At 51.4% G+C, this 22,911-nt stretch carries 20 protein-coding genes; 5 read left to right on the top strand and 15 right to left on the bottom strand.

The window, feature by feature from the left end; all coding sequences use genetic code 11:
* The first annotated feature begins 26 nt into the window (after positions 1-26).
* A complete protein-coding gene (locus RSX24_RS17155; RefSeq protein WP_343261278.1) occupies positions 27-2,357 on the top strand; it encodes a carbohydrate-binding domain-containing protein in 2,331 nt (776 codons plus the stop codon).
* Positions 2,358-2,478: 121 nt separating this feature from the next.
* Here the strand turns inward: RSX24_RS17155 and RSX24_RS17160 are convergent, their stop codons facing one another.
* Together RSX24_RS17160 and RSX24_RS17165 are read right to left on the bottom strand one after the other, a co-directional pair.
* Complete coding sequence (locus tag RSX24_RS17160; RefSeq protein WP_343261279.1) at positions 2,479-3,054, bottom strand: class I SAM-dependent methyltransferase; 576 nt, start codon at positions 3,052-3,054, stop codon at positions 2,479-2,481.
* 33 nt (positions 3,055-3,087) lie between these two features.
* Positions 3,088-3,768 (bottom strand): FHA domain-containing protein, encoded by a 681-nt coding sequence (locus tag RSX24_RS17165; protein WP_236413410.1) that lies wholly within the window; start codon positions 3,766-3,768, stop codon positions 3,088-3,090.
* A gap of 179 nt (positions 3,769-3,947) precedes the next feature.
* On the opposite strand from RSX24_RS17165, the gene RSX24_RS17170 reads away from it, so the two are divergent.
* Positions 3,948-4,088, top strand: a complete 141-nt coding sequence (locus tag RSX24_RS17170) for a hypothetical protein (protein WP_236413411.1) — start codon at positions 3,948-3,950, stop codon at positions 4,086-4,088.
* 204 nt (positions 4,089-4,292) lie between these two features.
* On the opposite strand, the gene RSX24_RS17175 is transcribed toward RSX24_RS17170, so the two are convergent.
* The 4 genes from RSX24_RS17175 to RSX24_RS17190 form a co-directional block, all read right to left on the bottom strand.
* Positions 4,293-6,890, bottom strand: a complete 2,598-nt coding sequence (locus tag RSX24_RS17175) for a DUF2339 domain-containing protein (RefSeq protein WP_343261280.1) — start codon at positions 6,888-6,890, stop codon at positions 4,293-4,295.
* A 248-nt stretch (positions 6,891-7,138) separates the two neighbouring features.
* Positions 7,139-8,455: an MFS transporter gene (locus tag RSX24_RS17180; RefSeq protein ID WP_236413413.1), complete on the bottom strand. Its 1,317-nt coding sequence runs from the start codon at positions 8,453-8,455 to the stop codon at positions 7,139-7,141.
* Between the two features lie 269 nt (positions 8,456-8,724).
* A complete protein-coding gene (locus tag RSX24_RS17185) occupies positions 8,725-9,369 on the bottom strand; it encodes a bifunctional 2-keto-4-hydroxyglutarate aldolase/2-keto-3-deoxy-6-phosphogluconate aldolase (protein WP_236413414.1) in 645 nt (214 codons plus the stop codon).
* A 72-nt stretch (positions 9,370-9,441) separates the two neighbouring features.
* On the bottom strand, positions 9,442-10,239 hold the full coding sequence (locus tag RSX24_RS17190) for an IclR family transcriptional regulator (protein WP_236413415.1): 798 nt from the start codon (positions 10,237-10,239) through the stop codon (positions 9,442-9,444).
* Positions 10,240-10,527: 288 nt separating this feature from the next.
* On the opposite strand from RSX24_RS17190, the gene RSX24_RS17195 reads away from it, so the two are divergent.
* Positions 10,528-11,112 (top strand): P-loop nucleotide/nucleoside kinase family protein, encoded by a 585-nt coding sequence (locus tag RSX24_RS17195; protein WP_236413416.1) that lies wholly within the window; start codon positions 10,528-10,530, stop codon positions 11,110-11,112.
* Positions 11,113-11,207: 95 nt separating this feature from the next.
* On the opposite strand, the gene RSX24_RS17200 is transcribed toward RSX24_RS17195, so the two are convergent.
* Positions 11,208-12,263, bottom strand: coding sequence for an LCP family protein (locus RSX24_RS17200; RefSeq protein ID WP_236413742.1), 1,056 nt, complete (start codon positions 12,261-12,263; stop codon positions 11,208-11,210).
* Positions 12,264-12,378: 115 nt separating this feature from the next.
* On the opposite strand from RSX24_RS17200, the gene RSX24_RS17205 reads away from it, so the two are divergent.
* Positions 12,379-13,356 (top strand): aldo/keto reductase, encoded by a 978-nt coding sequence (locus tag RSX24_RS17205; RefSeq protein ID WP_343261281.1) that lies wholly within the window; start codon positions 12,379-12,381, stop codon positions 13,354-13,356.
* Positions 13,357-13,467: 111 nt separating this feature from the next.
* Here the strand turns inward: RSX24_RS17205 and RSX24_RS17210 are convergent, their stop codons facing one another.
* Positions 13,468-13,941, bottom strand: coding sequence for a MarR family winged helix-turn-helix transcriptional regulator (locus RSX24_RS17210; RefSeq protein WP_236413419.1), 474 nt, complete (start codon positions 13,939-13,941; stop codon positions 13,468-13,470).
* Between the two features lie 216 nt (positions 13,942-14,157).
* Positions 14,158-14,835, bottom strand: coding sequence for a TIGR00266 family protein (locus tag RSX24_RS17215; RefSeq protein WP_236413421.1), 678 nt, complete (start codon positions 14,833-14,835; stop codon positions 14,158-14,160).
* Between the two features lie 306 nt (positions 14,836-15,141).
* On the opposite strand from RSX24_RS17215, the gene RSX24_RS17220 reads away from it, so the two are divergent.
* Positions 15,142-15,987 (top strand): aldo/keto reductase, encoded by an 846-nt coding sequence (locus RSX24_RS17220; protein ID WP_343261282.1) that lies wholly within the window; start codon positions 15,142-15,144, stop codon positions 15,985-15,987.
* Positions 15,988-16,137: 150 nt separating this feature from the next.
* On the opposite strand, the gene RSX24_RS17225 is transcribed toward RSX24_RS17220, so the two are convergent.
* The 6 genes from RSX24_RS17225 to RSX24_RS17250 form a co-directional block, all read right to left on the bottom strand.
* Positions 16,138-17,181: a pectinesterase family protein gene (locus tag RSX24_RS17225; protein WP_343261284.1), complete on the bottom strand. Its 1,044-nt coding sequence runs from the start codon at positions 17,179-17,181 to the stop codon at positions 16,138-16,140.
* Positions 17,182-17,233: 52 nt separating this feature from the next.
* The gene (locus RSX24_RS17230; protein WP_343261285.1) at positions 17,234-18,202 is read right to left on the bottom strand and encodes a LacI family DNA-binding transcriptional regulator; all 969 of its coding nucleotides are present in this window, start codon (positions 18,200-18,202) and stop codon (positions 17,234-17,236) included.
* Positions 18,203-18,223: 21 nt separating this feature from the next.
* Entirely contained in the window at positions 18,224-19,816 is a 1,593-nt protein-coding gene (locus RSX24_RS17235) for an extracellular solute-binding protein (RefSeq protein WP_236413427.1), read from the bottom strand.
* A 58-nt stretch (positions 19,817-19,874) separates the two neighbouring features.
* Positions 19,875-20,756, bottom strand: a complete 882-nt coding sequence (locus RSX24_RS17240; RefSeq protein WP_339275224.1) for a carbohydrate ABC transporter permease — start codon at positions 20,754-20,756, stop codon at positions 19,875-19,877.
* Between the two features lie 77 nt (positions 20,757-20,833).
* Positions 20,834-21,751: an ABC transporter permease gene (locus tag RSX24_RS17245; protein ID WP_236413429.1), complete on the bottom strand. Its 918-nt coding sequence runs from the start codon at positions 21,749-21,751 to the stop codon at positions 20,834-20,836.
* A gap of 304 nt (positions 21,752-22,055) precedes the next feature.
* Positions 22,056-22,898 (bottom strand): AraC family transcriptional regulator, encoded by an 843-nt coding sequence (locus RSX24_RS17250; RefSeq protein WP_343261286.1) that lies wholly within the window; start codon positions 22,896-22,898, stop codon positions 22,056-22,058.
* Between the last annotated feature and the right edge of the window lie 13 nt (positions 22,899-22,911).

The raw sequence follows: 22,911 nt of genomic DNA on the forward strand, positions 1-22,911 counted from the left end.
TCTAATAATGAAGGGAACGATATTGTATGAATAAGAAAACATGGATGGCAGGAAGCAAATTATGGTCCGTCGTCATGATTGCCGCCATTGCTACGGCATGCGGCGCCCCCGCAGCAACCAATACCAGCGCCAGCGCGGCAACCACATCAACTGCGGTGACAGCTTCCAAATCGGTTACCGCCAATGAGCAAACTTCCGTTAAATTCGCCGACCTCGTCTCATTGGATGCGGATGACACCAATGTAAGCTGGAGCGAATCCGATGCCACAACCATCAAACTGAACGGCACGACGGCAGCCATTACCGGTTCGGGTGCCAAGGCAGCGAACGGATCGGTGACGATCTCCGAAGCCGGAACTTATGTACTGAGCGGCAAACTGACAGACGGCCAGATCATCGTCAATGTGACCGACAAGGAGACCGTGCACATCGTGTTGAACGGCGTAACGATCCATGACAACGACAGCTCTGCCATCTACATTCAGGAAGCGAAAGGCAAAGCCGTCATTACGCTGCAGGAAGGCACCGTGAACACCTTGTCCGACGGCAAAGAGTATGTATATGCCGACGACGCCACGGATGAGCCTGATGCAGCCGTCTTCAGCAAAGGCGACCTGACCTTTAACGGAACGGGCACGCTGAATGTCACAGGCAACTACAACGAAGGCATTACGAGCAAAGACGATCTGAAAATCGTCAGCGGTACATTTAACGTTAAATCGGTAGGGAGCGGCATCAAAGGTAAGGACATGCTGGCTATCAAAGACGGCAATATTACCGTGGATGCCGGCGGGGACGGTATTAAGTCCAACAATGACACGGATGCGGACAAAGGATTCGTAGCCATTGCAGGCGGTACATTCAACATCACCAGCGCCAACGACGGCATTCAAGCAGAGACAATGCTTGTCACGGATGGCGGTACATTCAATATCGTCACCGGCGGCGGCAGCGCCAATGCACCCGAGAAAGTGGAAGAAGGCCCTGGCGGGGGCGGCTTTGGTGGAGGACGGTTCGGCGACGGCATGACCCCTCCGGATAGACCTTCGGGCGATGGCAGCTCGACTTACGGAACACCTTCATCGGGATCGGCTTCTACCAGCTCCAGCGGTTCGGCAACGGCAGCCCCAACAGCGCCGCCAACCAGCCAAAGCACAATGAAAACGGACACCACTGGCAGCTCCACCGATGCGAGCACGACGGAAACGACGGATACCACCGAAACCGAAAGTACAAGCGCCAAGGCGCTCAAAGCAGGAACCAACATTGTCGTGAATGGCGGTACGTTCACCATCGACGCGATGGATGATTCCGTACACAGTAACGGCAACGTCACCGTGAACGATGGCAAACTATCCATCCTCACTGGCGATGACGGGCTCCATGCCGACCTTACCCTTACCATTAACGGCGGTACAATCGACATCGACAAGAGTTATGAAGGCCTTGAAGGCAGCATCATTAACATGAATGGCGGCGACGTCGATCTGATCGCTTCGGATGACGGCGTGAATGCATCTGGCGATGGAACCGCTGCTACAGCGACAACGGACGCCGCGACAGATACTTCTACAGACACAAGCACGGATGACGCTGCTTCCACAGAAGCAACAGACAGCACAACAACAGCAGATTCCGCAACAGACAACGGCGCTCCACAAGGCTTCGGCGGTCCTGGCGGCGGCGGAAACAGCAATAACGAGCTGAACATCACCGGCGGTACACTGACTCTTGATGCTGGCGGCGACGGGCTGGATTCGAACGGTTCGATCACGATGACGGGCGGTACAGTTATCGTGAACGGCCCGACAACGGACGGTAATGGGCCACTCGACTATGACGGTACCTTCGAAATGACGGGCGGATTCCTCATCGCTGCAGGCAGCGCAGGCATGGCTCAAGCTCCTGGCGACACATCGAGCCAGTATTCTATCGGGATGACATTTACCGATACGCAAAAAGCAGGCACGCTCGTTCATCTGGAAGACAGTGAAGGCAATACGATCATGACCTTTGCACCAAGCAAATCCTATCGCTCCGTCGTCATCAGCTCTCCGGATCTGAAAGAAAACGGAACGTACACGTTCTATACGGGCGGTACATCGACAGGAACCGAAACAGACGGCCTGTACACCGACGGCACTTACTCGGGCGGTACCAAAGTAGTTGAATTCCAAACGTCCAGTGTCATTACCTGGGTCAATGAATCCGGCGTAACGACTGCTCCATCGGGCATGGGCTTTGGCGGTGGCGGTCGCGGCATGGGCAGACCGGGAAGCAGCACCCAAACTCAAGGCGGAACGACGGAAACGACGGGAACCGTCGTGGATAACAGCACGACAAGCTCCGAGAAGTAAGCGCGCCTCCCGGCAGCACAGGATAAAAAACAACCTAAGTCCACCAATATGGGCTTAGGTTGTTTCGTTGTCGGATCATTGTGCGGCCATGTTGTGGCCAATATCAGCCCGAACAAACCTTTTAAAATACATACACGTATACCTTGGTGCGCTGCGCATCCCTGCACGTAATCGTACGCAGCGGCTTCTTGCCCGGCAGCGCAAAACAGACGCTGATCACCCGCGCTCCCGGAGGAAGCTCCTTGCTGAACTTGTCCATCAGCCGTTCCATCGCGCCAGGGAACAAATAACAAATAACCCCGTCGGCATGCTCGTAGGAACTGCTGTAGATATCTCCCCGCAGGAAACGGAGGCGCCCTTCCAGCGACTGGCGCTGGCCAAGCATTCGGCGTAGCCGGATACTCAGGAATGCCAGCAATCGGGACGACCATAGCGGCACAAGCGAGTTTTCGATGCCCAATAACCGTTTGCCCGGACAATGCCGAACGACGTCAAGGCTTAGCGTCCCCCAGCCCGAGCCTGCCTCAATCAAATCGCCGTAACCCGGAATGCGATTGACCTCCCGGATGACCACCCTTCGGACCACCCCGGACGTCGGCATGGGCGAAATGCCGTTTTTCCAACTATAAAGTACGATGGATATGACCGCCAATAACACGATAACAGCCATAATCCACGGGAGAAAATGAATGGCCAAAGGAAACCCTCCCCGGCATGTATTCCTATTCCGTCAGCCGATCGCATTTTGAACATGCGATTTCATGTACACGCCTTTTTTGTACACCGACTTGATCGTGAAATGCTCTCCCAGCTTCCGGTTCGTCCGGTAAATGAGCGAGTTGATCTCGTCGATCCCCACCGGATCGCTCTCGACGATGCTTCGCTCGGGCCATACTTGGCTGACGATCTGCTCCCGGGTCACAAAATGATCGAGCTGGCTGTACAGCAGCTTGAACAACTGGAATTCCTTTTTGGACAGCGGAATCTCCAGCGTGCCCACCTGCACCGTCTGCAAATGATCGTGTACCCGCACACCCTCGCCGAACAAATCCGCGATCCGGTATTCTCTCGTTTCCTCGATGTCGCTCTCGGCGCGAAGCTGGATGAGCCCGTTCACGAGCGTAATGCTGTCCCCTTCGGCAAACGGATATTTCTCGAAAGGAACGAGCCGCTGCCCGTTCAGCTCGGTTCCGTTTTTACTGTCCAAATCCTCAATCCACAACTGATGCAGCCCATCGTAATGAATCCGGCAGTGCAATTTCGATATCAATTGATTGTATACGGATAGGTCCGATTCGCCGCTACCCGTGTATCGCCCCACCGTAATGGATCGGTTCTTGGCAACGTAAGCGAAAGAACCGTCGCTCTCCTGGCCGGGCGTGCGAATGACGATTTTGGCCGTCTCCCGCATGACTGATTCCCCCTTTGAATAGGGCTTTTCCTCTGCCTGGCTTGTCCAATGACAGCTTCATCAGATTTGTTCCATTGTTTGCACGCATTGCGATATTTATAGTGTATACAGGCACCCTTCAGGCCTTTTCCATTTTGGCATTCGCAAACTCAAGCATATCCACCAGAGAGGTACCCCAAATGAAAAAAAAGAACGTTTTGATCTATGTGCTGCTGGCATTTGCCTTGTCCATCACGTTAACGGTATTGTCCCACATGAACGGAGATGACGGCGAGTCGCTCCAAATCACTCCGGCTGCCGAAACGTCCTGGATCAAGTAACCCGTCCATCGGCGCATTGGCGTCAATCCAGCCCACATGCTTTCATTCCATTCTATTATAACGCGAAAAGCGCAAAAAGCGTTTCATTAATGTCATGGAGACGAAACAGGCCCCATCGACTGCCATACGGCAGCCAGGGGACCCGAATCATGTCACTCCGCCATTTCGTTTGATAACTTACGAGGCACGGCCTGCCTGAAGAAACTAAGGAGCAATTCCCCCGTCGCGATCAGACGGCCCCTGCGCAGCATCCCCATCAGGCTTTGCTTTGTTCGGCTGGGCCTCTTCCATTCGGCTCGACACTTTCTGATACAGGTAGGAAATGCCGAGCAACAACACTCCAAAGCTGAAATAGGCGATGATTTTGCTGCCTGCAGTCAACAGGCTAACATCGTAGAACACCATTTTCCCGGTAGACAGCAAGGTTAACCCCAGTCCCAAACGGCGAATCATCACGTATCTTCTGCGGAAACCGTAGGCAATGTACAGAATAGCCAGCAGCAGGTAGACTAGGCTGAACAGCAGGCCCACATCCCCCCACTGGAATTGTACTGTCAAAAATACCGTAATGATGCCCAGCAAGTACACCCCGGCAATCACGGGATACCACTCTATGCTTTTGAACTGTCCGCGTATTCCCGATATCAGCAGATCCCTTCCTGCAAAAAAGACACCTGTATTGAAAATGATGAGCACGATCAATCCCACGATTTCCGCTGCCGTGTGGTGCTGCGTATCCGGCTGAAGCGCCGGCATCGTCAACGTCACCGCCAGGGCCATAAAGCAGCCTACAATGTGTAAAAAGTTCGTATAATACCGCACCCAGCGATCCTGCAGCAGCTTCACTTTGTTCAATCCGTAAGCAAGGGCAATCGTCAGGGCGGCCAACAGGATCAGCTTGTAGAACATGTATAACACGAACGACGCATCCACCGCACGCACATATAGCTCATTCGATTCGTACAGAACATAGAACCAAAGGTTTACAAGCGAGGCATATTTGAATGCAGCCAGCGCCCCGGCTTCGAAAGCGCCGTAGCGCCTTTTTTCCCGAGAGAACGCCCCACGATCTGCCAGCGCGTAATATACCGTGATCCATATCGCCCCCAGCGTGACGCACGAATATTTCAGCATGAAATAGGACCTGTCACCGATAATGAACTGTGCCAGTACGTCATAGTACACAAACGTAAAGATACACAGCAATGTCACGCCCCAACCGGCCCGTTCCACGGCTCTGAACCGTTTCAGATGCCCGAACGTCACGAGCAGGACACCTTCGATGAGCCAGCCCATGGACAACCATTTGGCTCCAAACTGGAACGGAATGATCAGAATGGCAAAGGTTAACGAGGTCACGTAAAACAGCAGCGTAGTCTGTTTCTCTTGAACCATGCTGCGCTGCACGAATCGGGCCAGCCCGAAGTAAACGAGACAAAATACAAGTGCCAGCACACCATGAGCGTCTTCCCAGCCTTGCGCGCCGAAAAGCAGGTACAGCATCAGACAACTGATGCTCGTATTCAGGGCCAGCAAAGCAAAATCCCACCAGGTCAATTTCACCTTGTGTTTGAACGGGTAGGCCAGCGTGATGCCCAGATACAGGGCAAACGTCAAGATGGAATAGCCCATGGCCATGATATGGCTTGGCGAGAGCCACAACAGAATCAGCATGCATGGCGTATTGAACAAAAAGCTGATGTAATGCACGACGGGCCACCGTTTACCGAACGATACCCATGCAATAATGCCGTTTAACAGCAGCAAATAAACCATCGCTGCATACACCGCGTTCCCGTGAAATCCGAAATAGCCCAAATACGAGAAAAACGGCAAATATCCGCCCACCAGGCCGAGCGAACAAATCGTTCTGGATTGGTACCTCAGCGATAACAGCACTGCTGCGGCCGATACCAGCACGGATAGTCCAAGTGCCGGGTACAGCCCTATGATGCCCAACAGGAAATAGCTGTAGAAGATCGAACCAAACAGCACCGAAATACCTCCACCGAGCAAGCCCATGGCAAAGGTTTGCCGTTTGCGCCGGAACAACCACTCGCCGCCCCCAAGCATGAGCAGCCCAAGCAAAAAGAAGGCAGCCCCCTTCATGTGGTCGTTAAACCATGTGGCATACGAGTATCGGAATGCGGCCCCTACACCAAGGATGATGAGCAGGATGGCTACCTTGTTGATCCAGCTCAGCCCGATTCGCATCTCCATCCGATTTTGGCGAATCCGCCGCTGAATCGTTTCTTCGCTCAGTTCTTCCTCCGCCATATGCTCGTATCCCCGTACCATCTGCTGCCGTACCGCTTCCTCCCTTTCCAGCAACGTTTGCCTGCGCGCATCGATACGTCTCTTCACCTCTGCAGCGAGATAAGCGATTCGCTCCGTGAGTTCGCCCGCTTCTTCCTGCAGCTCCCGCTCCGCGTGATGATACAGCCCGTTTAATTGCGCCCTGGTTCGGTGTTCGTGAGCGTCCAGACGATCGCGGTGCACGGCCGTCCTGCCGTGAAAATACGTCTCCATCTTCTCACGGGATACCCGGATCAGGTTGAGCTTCTCATCCAACATTTGCTCCGACAACGCCATCCGCAAGCGGGCGTTCTCTTCCTCCATGCTCCGCATTCTGGCTTCCAGTTGTTCTAACCTAAGCCTGTTGGCTTCATCCTTCTCCCTCAACTGTTCGTTTTGCAGAATCAAATCATCGGACTCATACTCCTGCAGCAGGGCGTTATACTCCCTTACCAGCTGCTTCTGTTGTTCATGGACGTGATGAAGCCGATCCTTAAATTCCCTCATGGACTTCCTCCATTGTTTGTCAAATGATGTTTTCCTTTATTTTACTATATCCATGTCAAAAAATGAGGTTTTAATGCTAACTTTCCATCCCATAGACATGGAGAGCCCACACAACTAATAGACGGATTATCATATAAAAAAGCATCAGCACTCCAGGTTTTTGAAATAACAAACGCCAGGAATATGCTGATGCTTACTTATTTAATCAATGTTGATTTATATAGAACTTATCTTTTCATTCAACAGCTTTAGTGAGCCGCTTTAGGGATAGGTTTTTTCAAGAATACCCCGTAGGATAGTGCACCCAAGAGCAGCAGACCTGCGCCCAGTAAAAATACATTATTAAAGCTGCCTGTCGTATCCAAAATGTATCCGGTTACAATCGGTGCAAGCGCAGCTCCCAGGAATCCGCCAAAGTTCTGGATCGCACCCAAGGAGGCTACTTGTTCACCAGGAGCAATGTCTGCGGCCAGCGTCCAAATCACGCCGGATGGCAGCTGCGAAGCAAAGTAACCCACGGATAACAATACGATGCTCACCACCGTACTATCGATGAACGGTATAGGTGCTACCGAAGCTGCGGCCAGAATGGCTCCGCCAACAATCGGAACCTTGCGTGAGGTGACAGCATTGACCCCTTTACGAATGAAAAAGTCCGAGATCAACCCGCCCAGCAGAACTCCGATAATTCCGGCTACGAACGGAATGGATGCAATCCAGCCGGTTTCTTTCAACGTAAAGCCCTGCTCCTTCTCCAGATAGCTCGGAAGCCATGTCAGGTATACCCAGATGGTAAACATAATACCAAAGTTTCCGACAATCATAAACCAGGTACTTTTATGTTTGAATAATGAACCCCAGTTTGCTTTGGGAGCTTCAACAGCGGCTTTGCCCTCTGTACCCGGGTTCTCGTCTGCAACAGCTTCCGGCCCTTTGATCATCTGCTTCTCGGCAAATGTCGGATCACGGTATACCTTGAGCCAGATCAGCATGATAATCAGACCAATGACGCCGACAAAAATGAACATACCTCTCCATGTCATGGTTAACATCAGAACAGTCAACAGCGGCGGTGCGATTGCGTTGGCGATCTGTGAACCGGTATTAATAATAGAAGTAGGCAGTCCCCGCTCACTTTTGGCAAACCAACGCTCGGTCACCTTCAGGCCGGAAGTGAAAAAAGGAGATTCGGATACACCAAGCAGCATCCGCATCGCGTATAACAGGGAATAGGTGTTGGTGAAAGCACTAAGTATGGTAGCAGTAGACCACAGTCCCGATGCCCATGCAAACATCTTTTTGGGGCCAAACTTGTCCACCAGCCAGCCGGCAGGCAAATTCGCCAATGCATAAGGCCATAGAAAGGCGGACAACAGCAAACCCATCTGAGTGGAAGACAGCCCGAATTCTGCTGCAATGGTTGTATTAGCAATGCTAAGGTTGGATCTGTCCAAATAATTTACAACTGCACCCAGCAGCAATAACAGAATAATTCCCCATCTCAAACCCACTTTCGGAGCTTGAGGTACCGAGGCAGGGGATGGCGATGTTTTTAACGTTGCCATTGAACTCACTCTCCTCAACTTATAAATATCAAATAACTTAAATTATATATAATGAATAAATATGGGAATAAAGGATTATAGCTAAGCCTTACTGCTCTCCAAAAATACGCAGCAGCCATTGAAGTATGCGTTTTCATAACAGTGTTAAAACTTTCGTTAATTCCAGCATTGCTTGCATTCCGTACCTATGCGTTCACAACGGTCAGCATGATTTCTGCCCTGATCGTTGTGAACCTCATTCGCACGGTAATGTATTTGCTTGAAGTTAATTAACGCGCGGCCGCTACTGCCTGCAGAAACTCTTCAGCCGCCTTCGTTACTCGCCCGTAATCACCGGAATCCTTGGCGGCTTTGGTGATATAACTACCCACACCAACACCAACACAACCGGCAGCGATCCATTCATGGACATTTTGCGGTGTTACTCCGCCAGTAGGGGCAATCGCGGCTTGAGGCAACGGCGCAGACATCGCTTTTACATATTGCGGCCCTACAGCTTCTGCCGGGAACAGCTTGACGATATCTGCACCTGCTTCAAGAGTCTCCACGATCTCCTTGGCCGTGAACGCACCACTGACCGTGACCGCCTGGTAACGATTAGCTATCTTGATCATGTCGGGATTAAGCTGAGGACTGACCAGCATCTCTGCCCCTGCCAATATGGCAGCTCGCGCCGTTTCACCATCCAAAATGGTACCTGCACCGATCAGAATACCTTTGGAACAATATTTTCGTGATAAAACCTTGATCACATCCAAAGCTCCCGGCACACTCATCGTAATTTCCAGTGCCCGAATGCCTCCTGCAATTGCCGCCTCTGCAACAGATAGCGCTTCTTCCTCATTATCCGATCGAATGATCAGTACAATTCCGGTTTCGGCAATTGTGTTCATATTCTTCAGCTTTCGCCACATATCTGTGCCCTCCTCATTCCATATGTCTATTGGTAATACCATGTGTATATTGGGTTTTGGGTTCGCTTCGACCTACTCTTGTGTTCGCGGATATAACCGATCACCGCTGTAACCCAGTTGAGCTGAAAGCTTCCATGCCGCTTCTTTGACCAGCTTTACAATGTTTGCTTCACGTTCCGCGGTCATGGTGGAATACATGCTGGCCACACTGATTGCAGCTACAGGTTCGTCCCACTGATCATAGACAGCAGAGCCAATGCAATACATCTCAAGATGATCCTCCCGGTCATCGATAGAATAACCACGCTCGCGAATCTCCTGCATGTCCTGCAAAATATCGGGAATGGTTACTTTGGAGTAGGATGTACGCGAAGGGATCTCTCCTTCTCCCAAAATCTCCAAAACCTTGCTTGTCGGGAGGGCCGCAAGCAGCGCTTTGCCCAGACCCGTAGTATGCATATATCGGCGGGAGCCCAGCTTGGCTGTCGGCCGCATCACCGAATAACTCTCCGCTTTGTCCAGGTAGACAATCCGTCCCTTATCCTCAATGCCAAGAAAGGCCGTGCTGCCCGTCTGACGATTCAGCTCTTGAAGCAAAGGTCTGGCCATGTGAGGAACACCCATGTTGGACAAATAAGCCATGCCTGTCTCAAACACCGCTATACCTAGGCGGTATGTTTTGAGACGCGCATCATCCATTTCAATAAATCCTTTGTGCAGCAAGGTTTGCACCAATTCGAACCCGCTGCTTTTGGGCATGTTCATCTGTTTGCAAATTTCATTCAGTGTTAGCGGAGTACCACTCTTGGCAAATAAAACGAGTAAATCTGCAACACGCTCCGCAGATTTATTCATGCGAATATTGTCCATGTTATCTCCTTCAAATTCTTCGACGTCGAAGTTCGCATATGTGAACTTATTTCACATCACCGAACGATGCCCTCATTATAGATCAGCCCCTCGGAAAATTTCAACCGCTTTCTTAAAACTTTTTTTGTTTATCCTTTTTCCTCAAAAGGGATTGTATTTCCGAGAAAAACAGTATACTCTAGAAGCGAATGTTCACCAACGCGAATCAGGTTCGCATATACGAACCAAAAAAACACAAAAAACACCCATGATCTAAATGGTCTGGGTATCTTTTTAGGGGGGAACCTCATGAAACCTGTTCTGATTTTTCTGATCGGCTCCGCTGGCTCGGGCAAATCCACGATCGGCAAAAAACTTGCCGCCGAGCACCATTTTTGTTATCTGGATAAAGATGTGGTGTGCAACACTTTCACAGGAAAGCTTCTGGAAGCACACGGCTACTCCCCTCACGAGCGCGACGGCAACACCTATTACCGGGATACTGTTATGGATCTGGAGTATGAAACGTTATTAAACGTGGCGAACGACAATCTGCAATTAGGCAGATCGGTCATTCTTGACGCGCCTTTTGTTGGATATTTTCATAAAAGCGATTACATTGATGGATTAATCTCCAAGTATGGCTGGGAAGAGGTTATTCCTGTCGTGTTACGAGTTGATGTGAATGCAGATGTTCTTCAGCAGCGGATCAGAAGCCGTGGCCTGGAGCGAGACAAGTGGAAACTGGAACACTGGGATACCTTTGTCCAAGGAATACAGGCGAATATATGTATGTGGGAAAATATTGATCTCATCGCCGTAGATAACAGCTCAGAGGATTTTGATCTGAGGCATCTGGCTTCTCAGCTGCCTTTATCTGTCGTGCCATCTTGATGTCATAACGAAAAAGTACACGGAACGCGTTAGGCTTCCGTGTACTTCCCTATTTTCATAATGTAAATAATGAAGAGCTTGTTGCTTCTTACGTTCTAGCTCTTATCCGTCGCGCCGGTTTCATCCGTTGATTCCGGTTCAATGACGGTTTCAGCATTCGGGTCCAACCAGCTGGCAATCATGCCTCTCGCATACTCCAGATCACTCTCCGACAGGTCATAGTACCATGTACCGCTTCGCATTGCCCCGTCGCCTTTCAGCATATAATTGCTGATGGCAGGAATGCTGTCCTTCATGTACAACATCTCGGCAAAATCGATGATAAAGTCCGAATTCATGTTGGTCGTAAAATTGCTTCCGGCAATTTTGATGACGTCCGGGATTTTGGTCAAATTTTTGACTTCAAGCGCACGATTCATGAATGCACTCAGAAATATGCGCTGCCGCATCGTCCGGTTGAAATCCGAATCCTCGCGATAACGGACGTACCCGAGCGCCTCTTCCCCGTTATAGATCGGTTTGTTCGCTGCCACAAATAATTTCTCGTGGGACTTTAACTTGTTTTCGATGTCTTTTTTGATCGGCAGCTCCACGCCACCTACGGCATCCACGATATCCTTGAGTCCGTTGAAATTGATCGCGGCATAGAAATCGACCTTGTTTTGCAGCAGCTGCTCCACCGTGTCTATCGCCATTTTGGCTTCACCGTGGGCATATGCCGAGTTGATCTTCGATTTCACGTCCCGGCCGACGATTTCCGTATAAGAGTCTCGCGGAATGGATAACAACAACACCTTATTGTCTTCCGGGCGCACGACAGAATAAATGATGGTATCCGAACGGCTTGGTTCATTATCCCTCTGATCGATGCCTAAAAGCAGCAAGGAAAATGGGTCGGTATGTTTCACCACAGGCTCTTCTTCCGCATCTCCCACAGGTTTGAAGGACTCGTCCAGCACATCTTTAACGGTATCCGATGCGAACAGTTTAAACCCCAGCAGGACCAGATCTTTCCTAAACACGAATCCGAGGCCCCCCAATAAAATCAAAACGCTGAACGCGATCAGCAAGGGTTTCTTCCATGACTTCTTCGGTTTTTGCGGCTTCTTTTTGCGGTCCATCCGGCTTAGACTTGCGATACTGTTTTCCATCATATCTCCTTTGTATACGCGTTAATAGAATCATTTAACTACAATAGTAACGTGTTTTCAACAAAATAAGTTATAATCGGCTATACAACCGTTGACATAAAAAGGAGCGATACCCATGCAATATCGACGTCTCGGAAACAGCGGCCTGCGCGTATCGGCCATCGGGCTGGGCACCAATGCCTTCGGCAAACGGTCGGACGAGCAGACCTCCATTCGCATTATTCATGCCGCACTGGATCGCGGCATCAATTTCGTGGATACCGCCAACATCTATGCCGGAACCGAATCGGAACGCATCATCGGACTGGCGCTGGAAGGCCGCAGAGAGCAAACCGTGCTCGCGACCAAAGCGGGCTTGCCTCGGCATGACGGCCCCCATGGACGCGGCTCTTCCCGTCTCCACCTCCAGCAGGAGCTTGAACAAAGCCTGCGCCGCCTGAAAACCGATTATGTAGACCTCTACCAGATCCATACGTTTGATCCATATACGCCTTTGGATGAAACGCTGCGTACGCTGGACGACATGGTTACTTCCGGCAAAGTGCGCTACATCGGGGCTTCAAACTACGCGGCCTGGGAGCTGATGAAAGCGCTGGCCACGAGCGAATCGAAGGGATACGTACGCTATATTTCCACGCAAACCAGCTATTCGCTGGCAGACCGGACGCCGGAAGTGGAACTCGTTCCCCTTTGCCTGGATCAGGGCGTAGGCATTATTCCGTACTTCCCGCTGGCCGGCGGTATCCTGACCGGCAAATATAATTCCGAATCCGGCGTGCCGGTCGGCTCAAGGGCGGATACGGACCCTTCCTTTAACCGCTTTTTGCAGGAACGGAACATCACGCTCGGCCAGCAGGTCAGCGAAAAGGCCGCCGAATACGGATGCTCGCCAAGCGTCCTTTCCCTGGCCTGGCTGCTGAACCGCCCGGCCGTATCCACCGTCATCGTCGGGGCTACGCGTACCGAGCAGCTAGAGCATAACCTGAGCAGCCTGGAATTGGAACTCACCGATGAAATGATGGACGGGCTGGATCAACTTAGCCAGTCTTTCCGCCATGCCGAACCGTTCGCGACCTATCGCATCGATGGATGACACTTCGCAACCCGAAAAACCCCTTCTGGCTCATTTCAGGCCAGAAGGGGTTCTTCACTATAAGGAAACCCGGATATGCAACCACGCGTCATTAATGATTGAGCCGATCAGTTATTCGGAGGATTCGGTGAACGATGAATGATTGATGAATTGCTGCAACGTTTTCATGAACTCTTCCCTGCGCTCGCCCACCCGACCAAAAAATTCCCGATCCGCGGCCTCTACGACCTGAATTGCCTCAAGCGCCAGCTTCGCTCCCGCCTCTGTCGTGTGAATAATGTTGGCACGCGTATCGGTATGGTGGCGTGACCGCGTGATCAGCCCTCTTTTTTCAAGCGTACGCAGTACTTGCGAGGTTACGTTAACATCCACATTGGCAAATTGGGCAATCTGAACCTGAGTGACTCCCTTTTCTTCGTGATCCCGTTCATTGAGCCATGAAACGGCATGCAGCAATACAAATTGGGGCTGCGTCAGGTTCATGGGCTCCAGCACCCTGCGAATTTCCTTTTGCCACATCGTCGTCACTTGCCACAGCAGGTGTCCGGGACTTTCTTGTGCATTTTTAAACTGTGAGCCTGTCATTTCATCTTCCTCCATCATTGATACTTGGGGCCTGACCGCCATCGCTGTTCGCGTATCAAAACATCACCATGAAAACATGCTTTCAGCATCATTCGTGCCATCCTTCGGCACATAGACTAGGGCGCAGAAGCCTTGGCGATTGGATCCGGGTCCATGTAGTGTAATAACGCCTGGATATTGAAATCCGTTGCAAACCGTATGCGTATTCATCATTTCCTAACGCGAAGGAATGAACTGCTTCACCCATTGCCCGAATCCTTGAGGGTTTCGGCTCTGGATCAGGACGATACCTTCTCCGCGGAATCGGCATACAAGGCCTTCCCCGCTGGTTACGCTGGAGAACCACCCTTGCGAAGCTTTTTCAATCCGGTAGTCCATGTACTGGGGCCACGCCACCAAATGGGCATTGTCCACGATCACTTCCTCACCCGCCGCCAATGGAAGGGCATGAATGGCCCCGTATGACGACAGAAATACCGTGCCCCGGCCGCTGATCTCGACGATAAAGAAGCCCTCGCCCGAAAATAGCCCCTTTTTCAGGTTTTGCATCTTGCTGTGGACTTGAATGCCCTCCGTGCCTGCGAGAAAGCCGTCTTTCTGCACATATAGGGAATACGAGCCGTCCAGTTCGACCGCTTCCACGCTTCCTATGCTGGAGGGCGAAAGCAAAATTTCGGCGGGACCGCCGACTGCAGTTAATTCCTGAAAGAAAAACTTCTCTCCGCTAAGCATCCGGCCAAAACCGGCGAGCATGCCGCCTTCCGCAGAACCTTTCAATTCGACCGTCGGCGTCATGGATACCATAGCGCCGCTTTCCGCCTTGAATCGTTCCCCGCGCTGCAGACGAACGCGAAGCATCGCAAACGCACCCTCATGCAAAATTTCGTAATTCATCGTTCCTCAGCTCCTTGGATGAAATGCATTAGAATCGGTTCCAACAATCATATAACGTCGGTGGAATAAGTACCGAAAGAATAATTCATAATAGCATCTGCAGGGAACAAAAATCCACTGAACGAAAACCTGCGGTCTGTACCCTAGTCTCTTCCAATGTTATATAAACTTTAATTTCGTATTTTACTATATTATAATATATTGAGTCCAATTCAATCTATATAGATTCAATCGGATCATATTTAAATTATTCATCCATATCCCTTTGTTTAGGGTTGGATATATCAATCCAGAGGAGGTCATTCCATGACAGCACAACATCTACAATCGACGGTAAACTTACATAATGGCGTTCGTATGCCTTGGTTCGGCCTGGGCGTATTTCAGGTAAACGAGGGCTCCGAATTGATTGCAGCGGTCAAAAAGGCCATCGAGCACGGCTACCGCAGCGTGGATACGGCCGCCATCTATGGCAACGAAGCCGGCGTCGGCCAGGCGATTGCCGAAGCGATGAAGGAATACAACGTGAAGCGTGAGGAATTATTCATTACGTCCAAAGTATGGACGGCTGATCTCGGATATGAGGAAACGCTCGCTGCCTTTGACGCAACCATGAGCAAGCTGGGGTTGGAATATCTGGATCTGTACCTGATCCACTGGCCAAAAGCTGGCAAATATAAAGGTGCCTGGAAAGCGATGGAGGAGCTGTACAAAGCCGGCCGCATCAAAGCGATTGGCGTCAGCAACTTCCAGATTCATCATTTGGAGGACTTGCTGCAGGATGCGGAAATCAAACCGATGGTCAATCAGGTCGAATACCATCCTCGCCTGACCCAGGTAGAACTCAAAGCCTTCTGCGACCAACACGGCATTCAGCTTGAGGCCTGGTCCCCGCTCATGCAGGGACAACTGCTGGATAACCCGGTCCTGACCGAGATTGCGGCCGCCAAAGGAAAAAGCGTGGCCCAGATCATTCTGCGCTGGGATCTGCAAAATGGCGTCGTCACCATTCCGAAGTCCACCAAGGAACACCGCATTATCGAAAATGCGTCCATCTTCGACTTCGAATTGACGAAGGAAGAAATGGATCGCATCTCCGGGTTGAACGAAAATGTTCGCGTCGGTCCCGACCCGGATAACTTCAACTTCTAAGCCGCGCTAATCAATCACACTAGGCAGCTAGACCAAACAAGCCAATGGATTGCCCGCTTTTCGGGAAGTCCATTGGCTTGTTTGGCGCATCAACCCATATCGCAGTGAAAGAACCCGCACCCCGGCCTTCTGCATCCGTCGATAACCGAATTACCGAGCAAAGGGCCGCCAATGATCCTCTCCTGCCACAACCAAGGCATCTGCATATTCTGCCGCCTCTTCGTCGCTCAGCACTTTGGCCCAGGGCACGCGCTCTCCGGCCTTGGCTGCTCCGGGTCCGCTGCTTTGATATTCGGCGTAGAGCACGGTAGACTCGGCCTCGCTTTTGTTCCAATTATGCCATCCTTCACGCCTTAGATGCGGGCCCATCCAGCAGTGAAGAAAACATGTTTTGGCATCGTTGCGCCATGGCCGACCCAAATAAACGGATTGGGGCGGGGCGTCGCCGGTAAGGCGGCAATTGCTGAACACATAGCCGTACCGGACTCCCTCCGGCGTGGAAGCCGCCGTGATCCAACCGTTCACTTCCCCCTGCGGCATCTCTTGGCCCGAAAATCTGTTCTTGGAGAAGATTTCACACCCTTGAAATAACGCCGTCGCCGAACCGAAAATGAAATCAACGTCCCCTTCGATGTAACAATCCTCGTAATATTGACGAAGCTTGCGCCGCTCCAGCCCATCGCGAGGTCCGCCGAAAAAACTGCGATCCATCGGCTGCTCCGGCAGCGGTCCGGTAAAGAGCGTATCCTGATGTCCGATGAAATTGCAGCGCCTGAACGCGGCCCGGTCTCCATCGACGTAAGCGGCGATGGCCTGACCGACCTGCTTGCCCGGGCCAGCCGCGTTCACGAACGAAATGCCTTCTGCGATAAAATCGTCCGCGGCAATCAAAACGGTATATGAATGGAACGTATGGTAGAGCTCGCCGTTCGGAAAACGTTTAAGTGCGTAGTCATCATAAGTAATGACCGTGTTATCCGCCCCTTCGCCGACAAGGCGAACGCCCTGCCTGTCGATGGTCAGCTTCTCTTTGTACACCCCGGCTCTAATGGATATGACCGCCTCCCCGGAAACATCGGCCGGAATGGCATTTAACGCCGACTGAATAGTGCGATAATCTCCGCTTCCGTCCATGGCCACCGTGCAACGGTATGCCGTCTGCCCTGATCCGTCCATCGGCTGAAACGTCGCCATCCGTTCATCCTCCTTCATTTCATTTCTACGCCATGTTCCTGAGAGTGAAGCCTCATCCCAGGCATGGCCCCACCGAGCTGCGATGGTACAGCCTGGGCTGGATCACGACCGGAACATCCACCTCTTCGTCCCGGATCAACGCTACGATCAACTCCGCCGCTTGCACAGCCAGTTCATCCAGCGGAGGGCCGATCGTGGTCAGCGCCACTTCCGCATACTGCATGTCCGGCAGATCGTCATAACCAATAAGAGAAACGTCCCCCGGAACGCTATAGCCCGCTTCGAGCAGCGCGCGCAGCGCCCCCCGAGTCACCAGGTTGTTCAGACCGATGAAAGCCGTTGGCGAATTCGAATCGAACGCATGCTTGCGGATCGCAAAGTACCCGTCTTCCCAGGAAGAGTGGGCTGGCAGCACATGGCCCGGATTGAACGCCAGACCGGTGCGCTGCATGGCCTCGCGATACCCCTCCAGCTTGATATGCTGGGAGTTTCCGATAAATCCGATGCGCTGGTGCCCCAATCCCTTCAAATGTTCCACCGCGCGGAAAATGCCCTCTTTGCGATCAATTTTAATGTAGGGGGAATTGGGGGTCTCATCCGTGCCCAGCACGAAGCAAGGCATGTTCAGGGAAGCAAAACCTTTCCAGAACGTCTCCCGGTTGTTCAGTGCAAAATCCCACAGAATGCATCCATCCACACGAAGCTGGCTGAAGATGTCCAGACCGTCGTCGGCTACGACGAGAATCATCTGATACCCCCGCTTTTTCAGCTCCGCATGCAGATTCCCCGAGATTGTAGAGAACAAAGGATTGCTAAGTTCGTCCAATACAAAGCCGATAATGCTGCTCCTGCCTGTCGAAAGCTGGCTCGCAAGCATGTTTTTGCGGTAATGATGCTTCTCCGCGATAGCGAGCACTTTCTGTCTCGTCTCATGTTTGATGCGGGGGTCGCCATTCAGCGCCTTGGATACGGTGCTGTAGCTCACCCCCGCCAATTTGGCAATGTCCTTGATCGTTATCAAACGTCCTACACCTCAAAAGGGTTATTTTTGTGCGGCCATGTAGCGGTCATATTGGGCCTGCCTTCCGGCAATGACCTGCTCGACGTTCATGTTTTTCAACGTTTCGATGTAACTGTCGAACTGATCCAGCCCCAGCTCACCGCTGATGAATTTGAAATTCATCTCTTGTACATACGTAGTAATGTCAGGCATGGTTGTGCTTTCAATTGAGGCTTCGTCCGGCAGCGCGTACACAAACGGGAACGGTTCATGCACGTACTTCTCCAGTTCTTTGTCCAAGCTGGAGTGCCACTCCGGCACAACCGCATCGGCTGAGTCGGTGGACTGAATGTTCGGCAGATTCACCGGACCGATGCCCAGCTTCTGAATGTATTCGTTGTCCTTGCCTTTGTCCGTGAATTTCTTCTCGCCATTCTCTTCCGTATACGTATCGTCTTTGATGCCCCAGGTATACATGGTCTGGGCTTCCTCACTGACCCCGTAATCGAGGAATTTGAAGGCGAGATCCGGATTTTTGCTGTTTTTCGAAATGCCGAAGATGCCGCTCACCGGCGTGCGCCCAATGTAGAACTGATCCCCATGCGGTCCCTTCAGCGGCGCGATGCCCTTGAATACAGGCTCTTTGGGATCATAATCCTTGAACAGCGGGCTGTATACCATCGACTGGTACCAACTGAAGTTGAACGTCACCCCGGTCACGTCCTGCGAAATGCGGGAAGTCACCTGATCGCCCGTCGTGCTGGCATAATCAACCGTCAGCAGTCCTTCTTTATAAAGACCGTTCAGATACGCCAAATACTCCTTGTATGCCGGCTCGTAATAGCTGAAATGCACCTTGCCTTGATCATCGGCATAGAAGTTGTTGGACAGATCGAGGCCAAAGGCCGGCCCAAACGCCATCGGAATAAACTTGGATTCCATGGAAAGCGGAATTTCATCGGCTTTGCCGTTTCCATTCGGGTCCCCAGCCTTGAACGCGCGCAGCATGGCGGTAAATTCGTCCAACGTCGTTGGCTCCTGCAGATTCAGCTTGCCCAGCCACCGCTGGTTGATCATGAATAATGGCATATAGTTCCGGGTCAGCGTTTGCTGCGGCACATAATACATTTTACCATCCGGCGTGGTCAGACTTGCCTTAATGGACGGTGATTTTTCATAAATTTTCTTCAAATTGACGCCGTATTTCTCGTACAGCTCATCCAGCGGGAGAAAAAGGCCGCTATTGATATACTTCATTAATTGGTCCTGATCCGGCAAATAAACGATATCCGGCAGGTCCGATCCGGCCGCCAGCCGCGGGCTGACCGCGTCGGCGTAGTTTTGCGGCGGAATGAGGTCCCAATCGACCGTGACGCCGGCATTTCCTTCGATCTTTTTGACGATTTCAGCTGTGGAAAGGTCCACGTTCGTTGTCCAGGCATTGGTCGCCAGAATCGACAGCCTGGCATCCGGCGTGTCGGTCACCGGGCCGGCTCCCGTGTAGTTATAGCTCGACTCTGCTTCCGCCGAAGCTCCTCCATCAGCGCTTCCTCCCGTCCCCCCGCTGCTGCAGCCTGCCAAACTGATCGCCAGCCATGCAAATAATGCGATTTTGCTTGCCCCTTTGAATTTCATCCGTCGACTCCTCCCTTTTCATGAACAACACATGATTAGATATGGCTTGCGGGTAAAGCTATCCTTTCACGGCTCCAAGGGTGATGCCCTTGACGAAATACCGTTGGATAAAAGGGTAGATCATGACGATGGGAACGATGCTGACCACAATGGATACATAACGCACTTGGATGGTGGATACCGCCAGTGCATTGCTGGTCATCGCGCCGCCCATTTTCTGCATGACCTCGGGGGAGGCCATGACAAGCACCCTGCGCAGAAACATCTGGAGCGGCTGCATATCCTGTTTCCCCAAATAAAGCAATGCGGTAAAAAAATTGTTCCAGTGAAACACGGCATAATACAGTGCCAGCACGGCCAACGTAGGCTTGATGATGGGCACGGCCAGCCGGTACAGCATCGTAATCTCATTGGCCCCGTCAATACTCGCGCTTTCGAATATTTCATTCGGAATGCCTTCCAGTGCGGAGCGGCAGATCATAACGTTAAACGTAATGACCAACACGGGCAGTACCATCACCCAACGGGTGTTATACAGGCCCAGCGAGTTAATCAGCATGTATGCCGGAATCAGGCCACCGGAGAAATACATCGTGAATGCGATGAAAAAGTTAAGTTTCCTGCGCAGAAAAAATTGCGGCCGGGATAACGGAAATGCAGCCAGACATGTGGCCACTACATTAAGCAGCGTGCCCACCACGGTATACCAGACCGTATTGTAGAAGGACACCCACAGTTCACGGTATTGCAGCACCATCTTGTATCCGGACAGCGTAAATTCAACGGGGAACAGAAACACCTTCTGTTTGTCGATGGCATCGACGGAACTGAACGAAATGCTGATCACATATAGAAAAGGATACAGGGTGACCACCACGGCAAGAATGGTCAAAATGTGAACCAGAACGTAAAATAACCGGTCGCTTGCGGAAATCTTCATGTTTCGCCTCCTTTGAAGTTAGAAGCTGCGACGAAATCAAGTACCGCTAAGTTTCTCGCAGCTTCTTAATGATGGGCTTACCATAAGGACATCTTGGTCAATCGTCGCGTCAGCGTATTGGCTGCCAGGACGAGAATAAACGTCACGATGGAGTTGAAGAGGCCGACGGCGGTCGCAAATCCGTAGTTTTGTCCGATAATTCCCATACGGTAAACATAAGTGGAGAGAACATCAGCGGTATCGTATGTAGCGGGATTGTAGAGCAGGTACACCTTTTCGAAGCCTACATTCATGATGCCGCCCAACGACAGCAATAACAGGATCACAATCGTGGGTTTGATGCTCGGCAGCGTCAGGTGCCACAGCTCCTGAAATTTGTTGACACCGTCGATTTTGCCGGAATCGTACATTTCGGAGTCGATGCCCATGATGGCAGCGATATAGATGATCGAGCTGAAGCCGAAGCTCTGCCAGATGTCCGAGCTGGTGAAAATGGTACGGAACCACCCCGGCTCCATCATGAAATTGACGGGATCCATGCCAAGCTTCATGATCAGCGTGTTGACGATGCCATCGGTCGGAGAGAGAAAGTTGATGATCATGCCGGCGACAACCACGGTCGAGATGAAATGGGGAAGATACGTCACGGTCTGCGCGAAACGTTTGAACACCCGGTTTTTGATTTCTACAATGCAAATCGCGAACAGGATCGGAATCGAAAACCCGAAGAGAAGCGGAAGGAATGCAAGCAGGAACGTATTCCGCAGCAGCCTCCAGAAATAGATGGAATGCACGAATTGATCAAACCACTTCAGACCCACCCATTCTCCGCTGAACACGCCCTGACCCGGCATAAAATTCCGGAAGGCCAGCAGAACCCCGGGCATTGGAACGTACATAAACACGACGTAATACAGAAAGATGGGCGAGAACATCAGCAGCAGGTATTTGTCGCGCCGCATCAGCTTGAACAGCGCCTCCCATCGTCTTTTCACCTTGAATCAGCTCCTTCCCTTCATAAATTACAACGTTTGAAATTTCGAACAAATGTATAGATAAACCAGATGGAATATCTCATAATTAATAGGATACTCACAAAAATTATGCTGAATGTTTATAATTACAACGTTGTAATTTTATATTAAATGAATACGCTTACATAACATTTTACCCATCATAGCAGAGCCTCCACAATTTAGCAATAAACAAATCCGTCGGAAGCCACTATTTTTTTTGTACAACTAGCCTCTTCAAATCACAAAAAACGTAATGCCTTACGCTCCTTCTACAGGGCAGGCATTACGTCTGACGCCGGTATTCGGTGGGTGTTAAACCCTTGAGCCGCAAAAAGGCCCGATAAAATTGGTCGATGCTTGAGAATCCGCACTGCGCACAAATATCCGTCACTTTTGCCTGCGTTCGGCGCAATAACATCGAAGCCTGTTCCACCCTCAGCCTCAACACATATTGATGCGGGGTCGATCCGGTCATCGCTTTGAACGAACGCATGAAATGATACCTGCTCTGATGCGCAACGGCAGCCATCGAATCAATGTTCATTGCACCGGATGTATAACTGTCGTGAATATATTCAAGCACCCGGGTCAAATGTGTGTCTGCGGTCCCCAGGAAAAAACCGTCCACTCGCGCAGGCTTAGCCGAAAGCAATCCTTCTTCCCGGGGGGAATGCTCCCGCCCCTTCAACAAACCGTCCAGATACCTTTGCACCTTGAATTCAAGCTCCTGCATTTGAAGCGGTTCCGGTGCATCCTCCAGCAGAATGGCGCTACAGCTTCTGAACAACGTGTTGATCTCCCGCGTATCGAATACATGCAGGCTCTTCACCTCCTGCTGCCGATGTTCCCGTTCTCCATCCTTCCCACCGGCCGCAGGAAGGCTGCGAAATTTGATGACGATAACGCTCGTATCCGAATCCATCTGAAAAAAGTGCTCGGTTTGGGGATGCGCCACAATGGCCTTTCCGGCAGCGAGTTGATAGGCACGGCGTTCCTGAACGAAATCGCATATTCCGCTCACGGGCATCGTGACCTGATACCAGTCGTCATGGACATGCGGTTCATTGGCAAAACGGCCCGAAGCTTTCCATAGTTCCAGATCGTTCATCATTATGTTCAATTCCATATTGTTCTCACCT

The organism is Paenibacillus hubeiensis (assembly GCF_032334105.1).
In the GTDB taxonomy this organism is placed as follows: Bacteria; Bacillota; Bacilli; order Paenibacillales; family Paenibacillaceae; genus Paenibacillus; species Paenibacillus hubeiensis.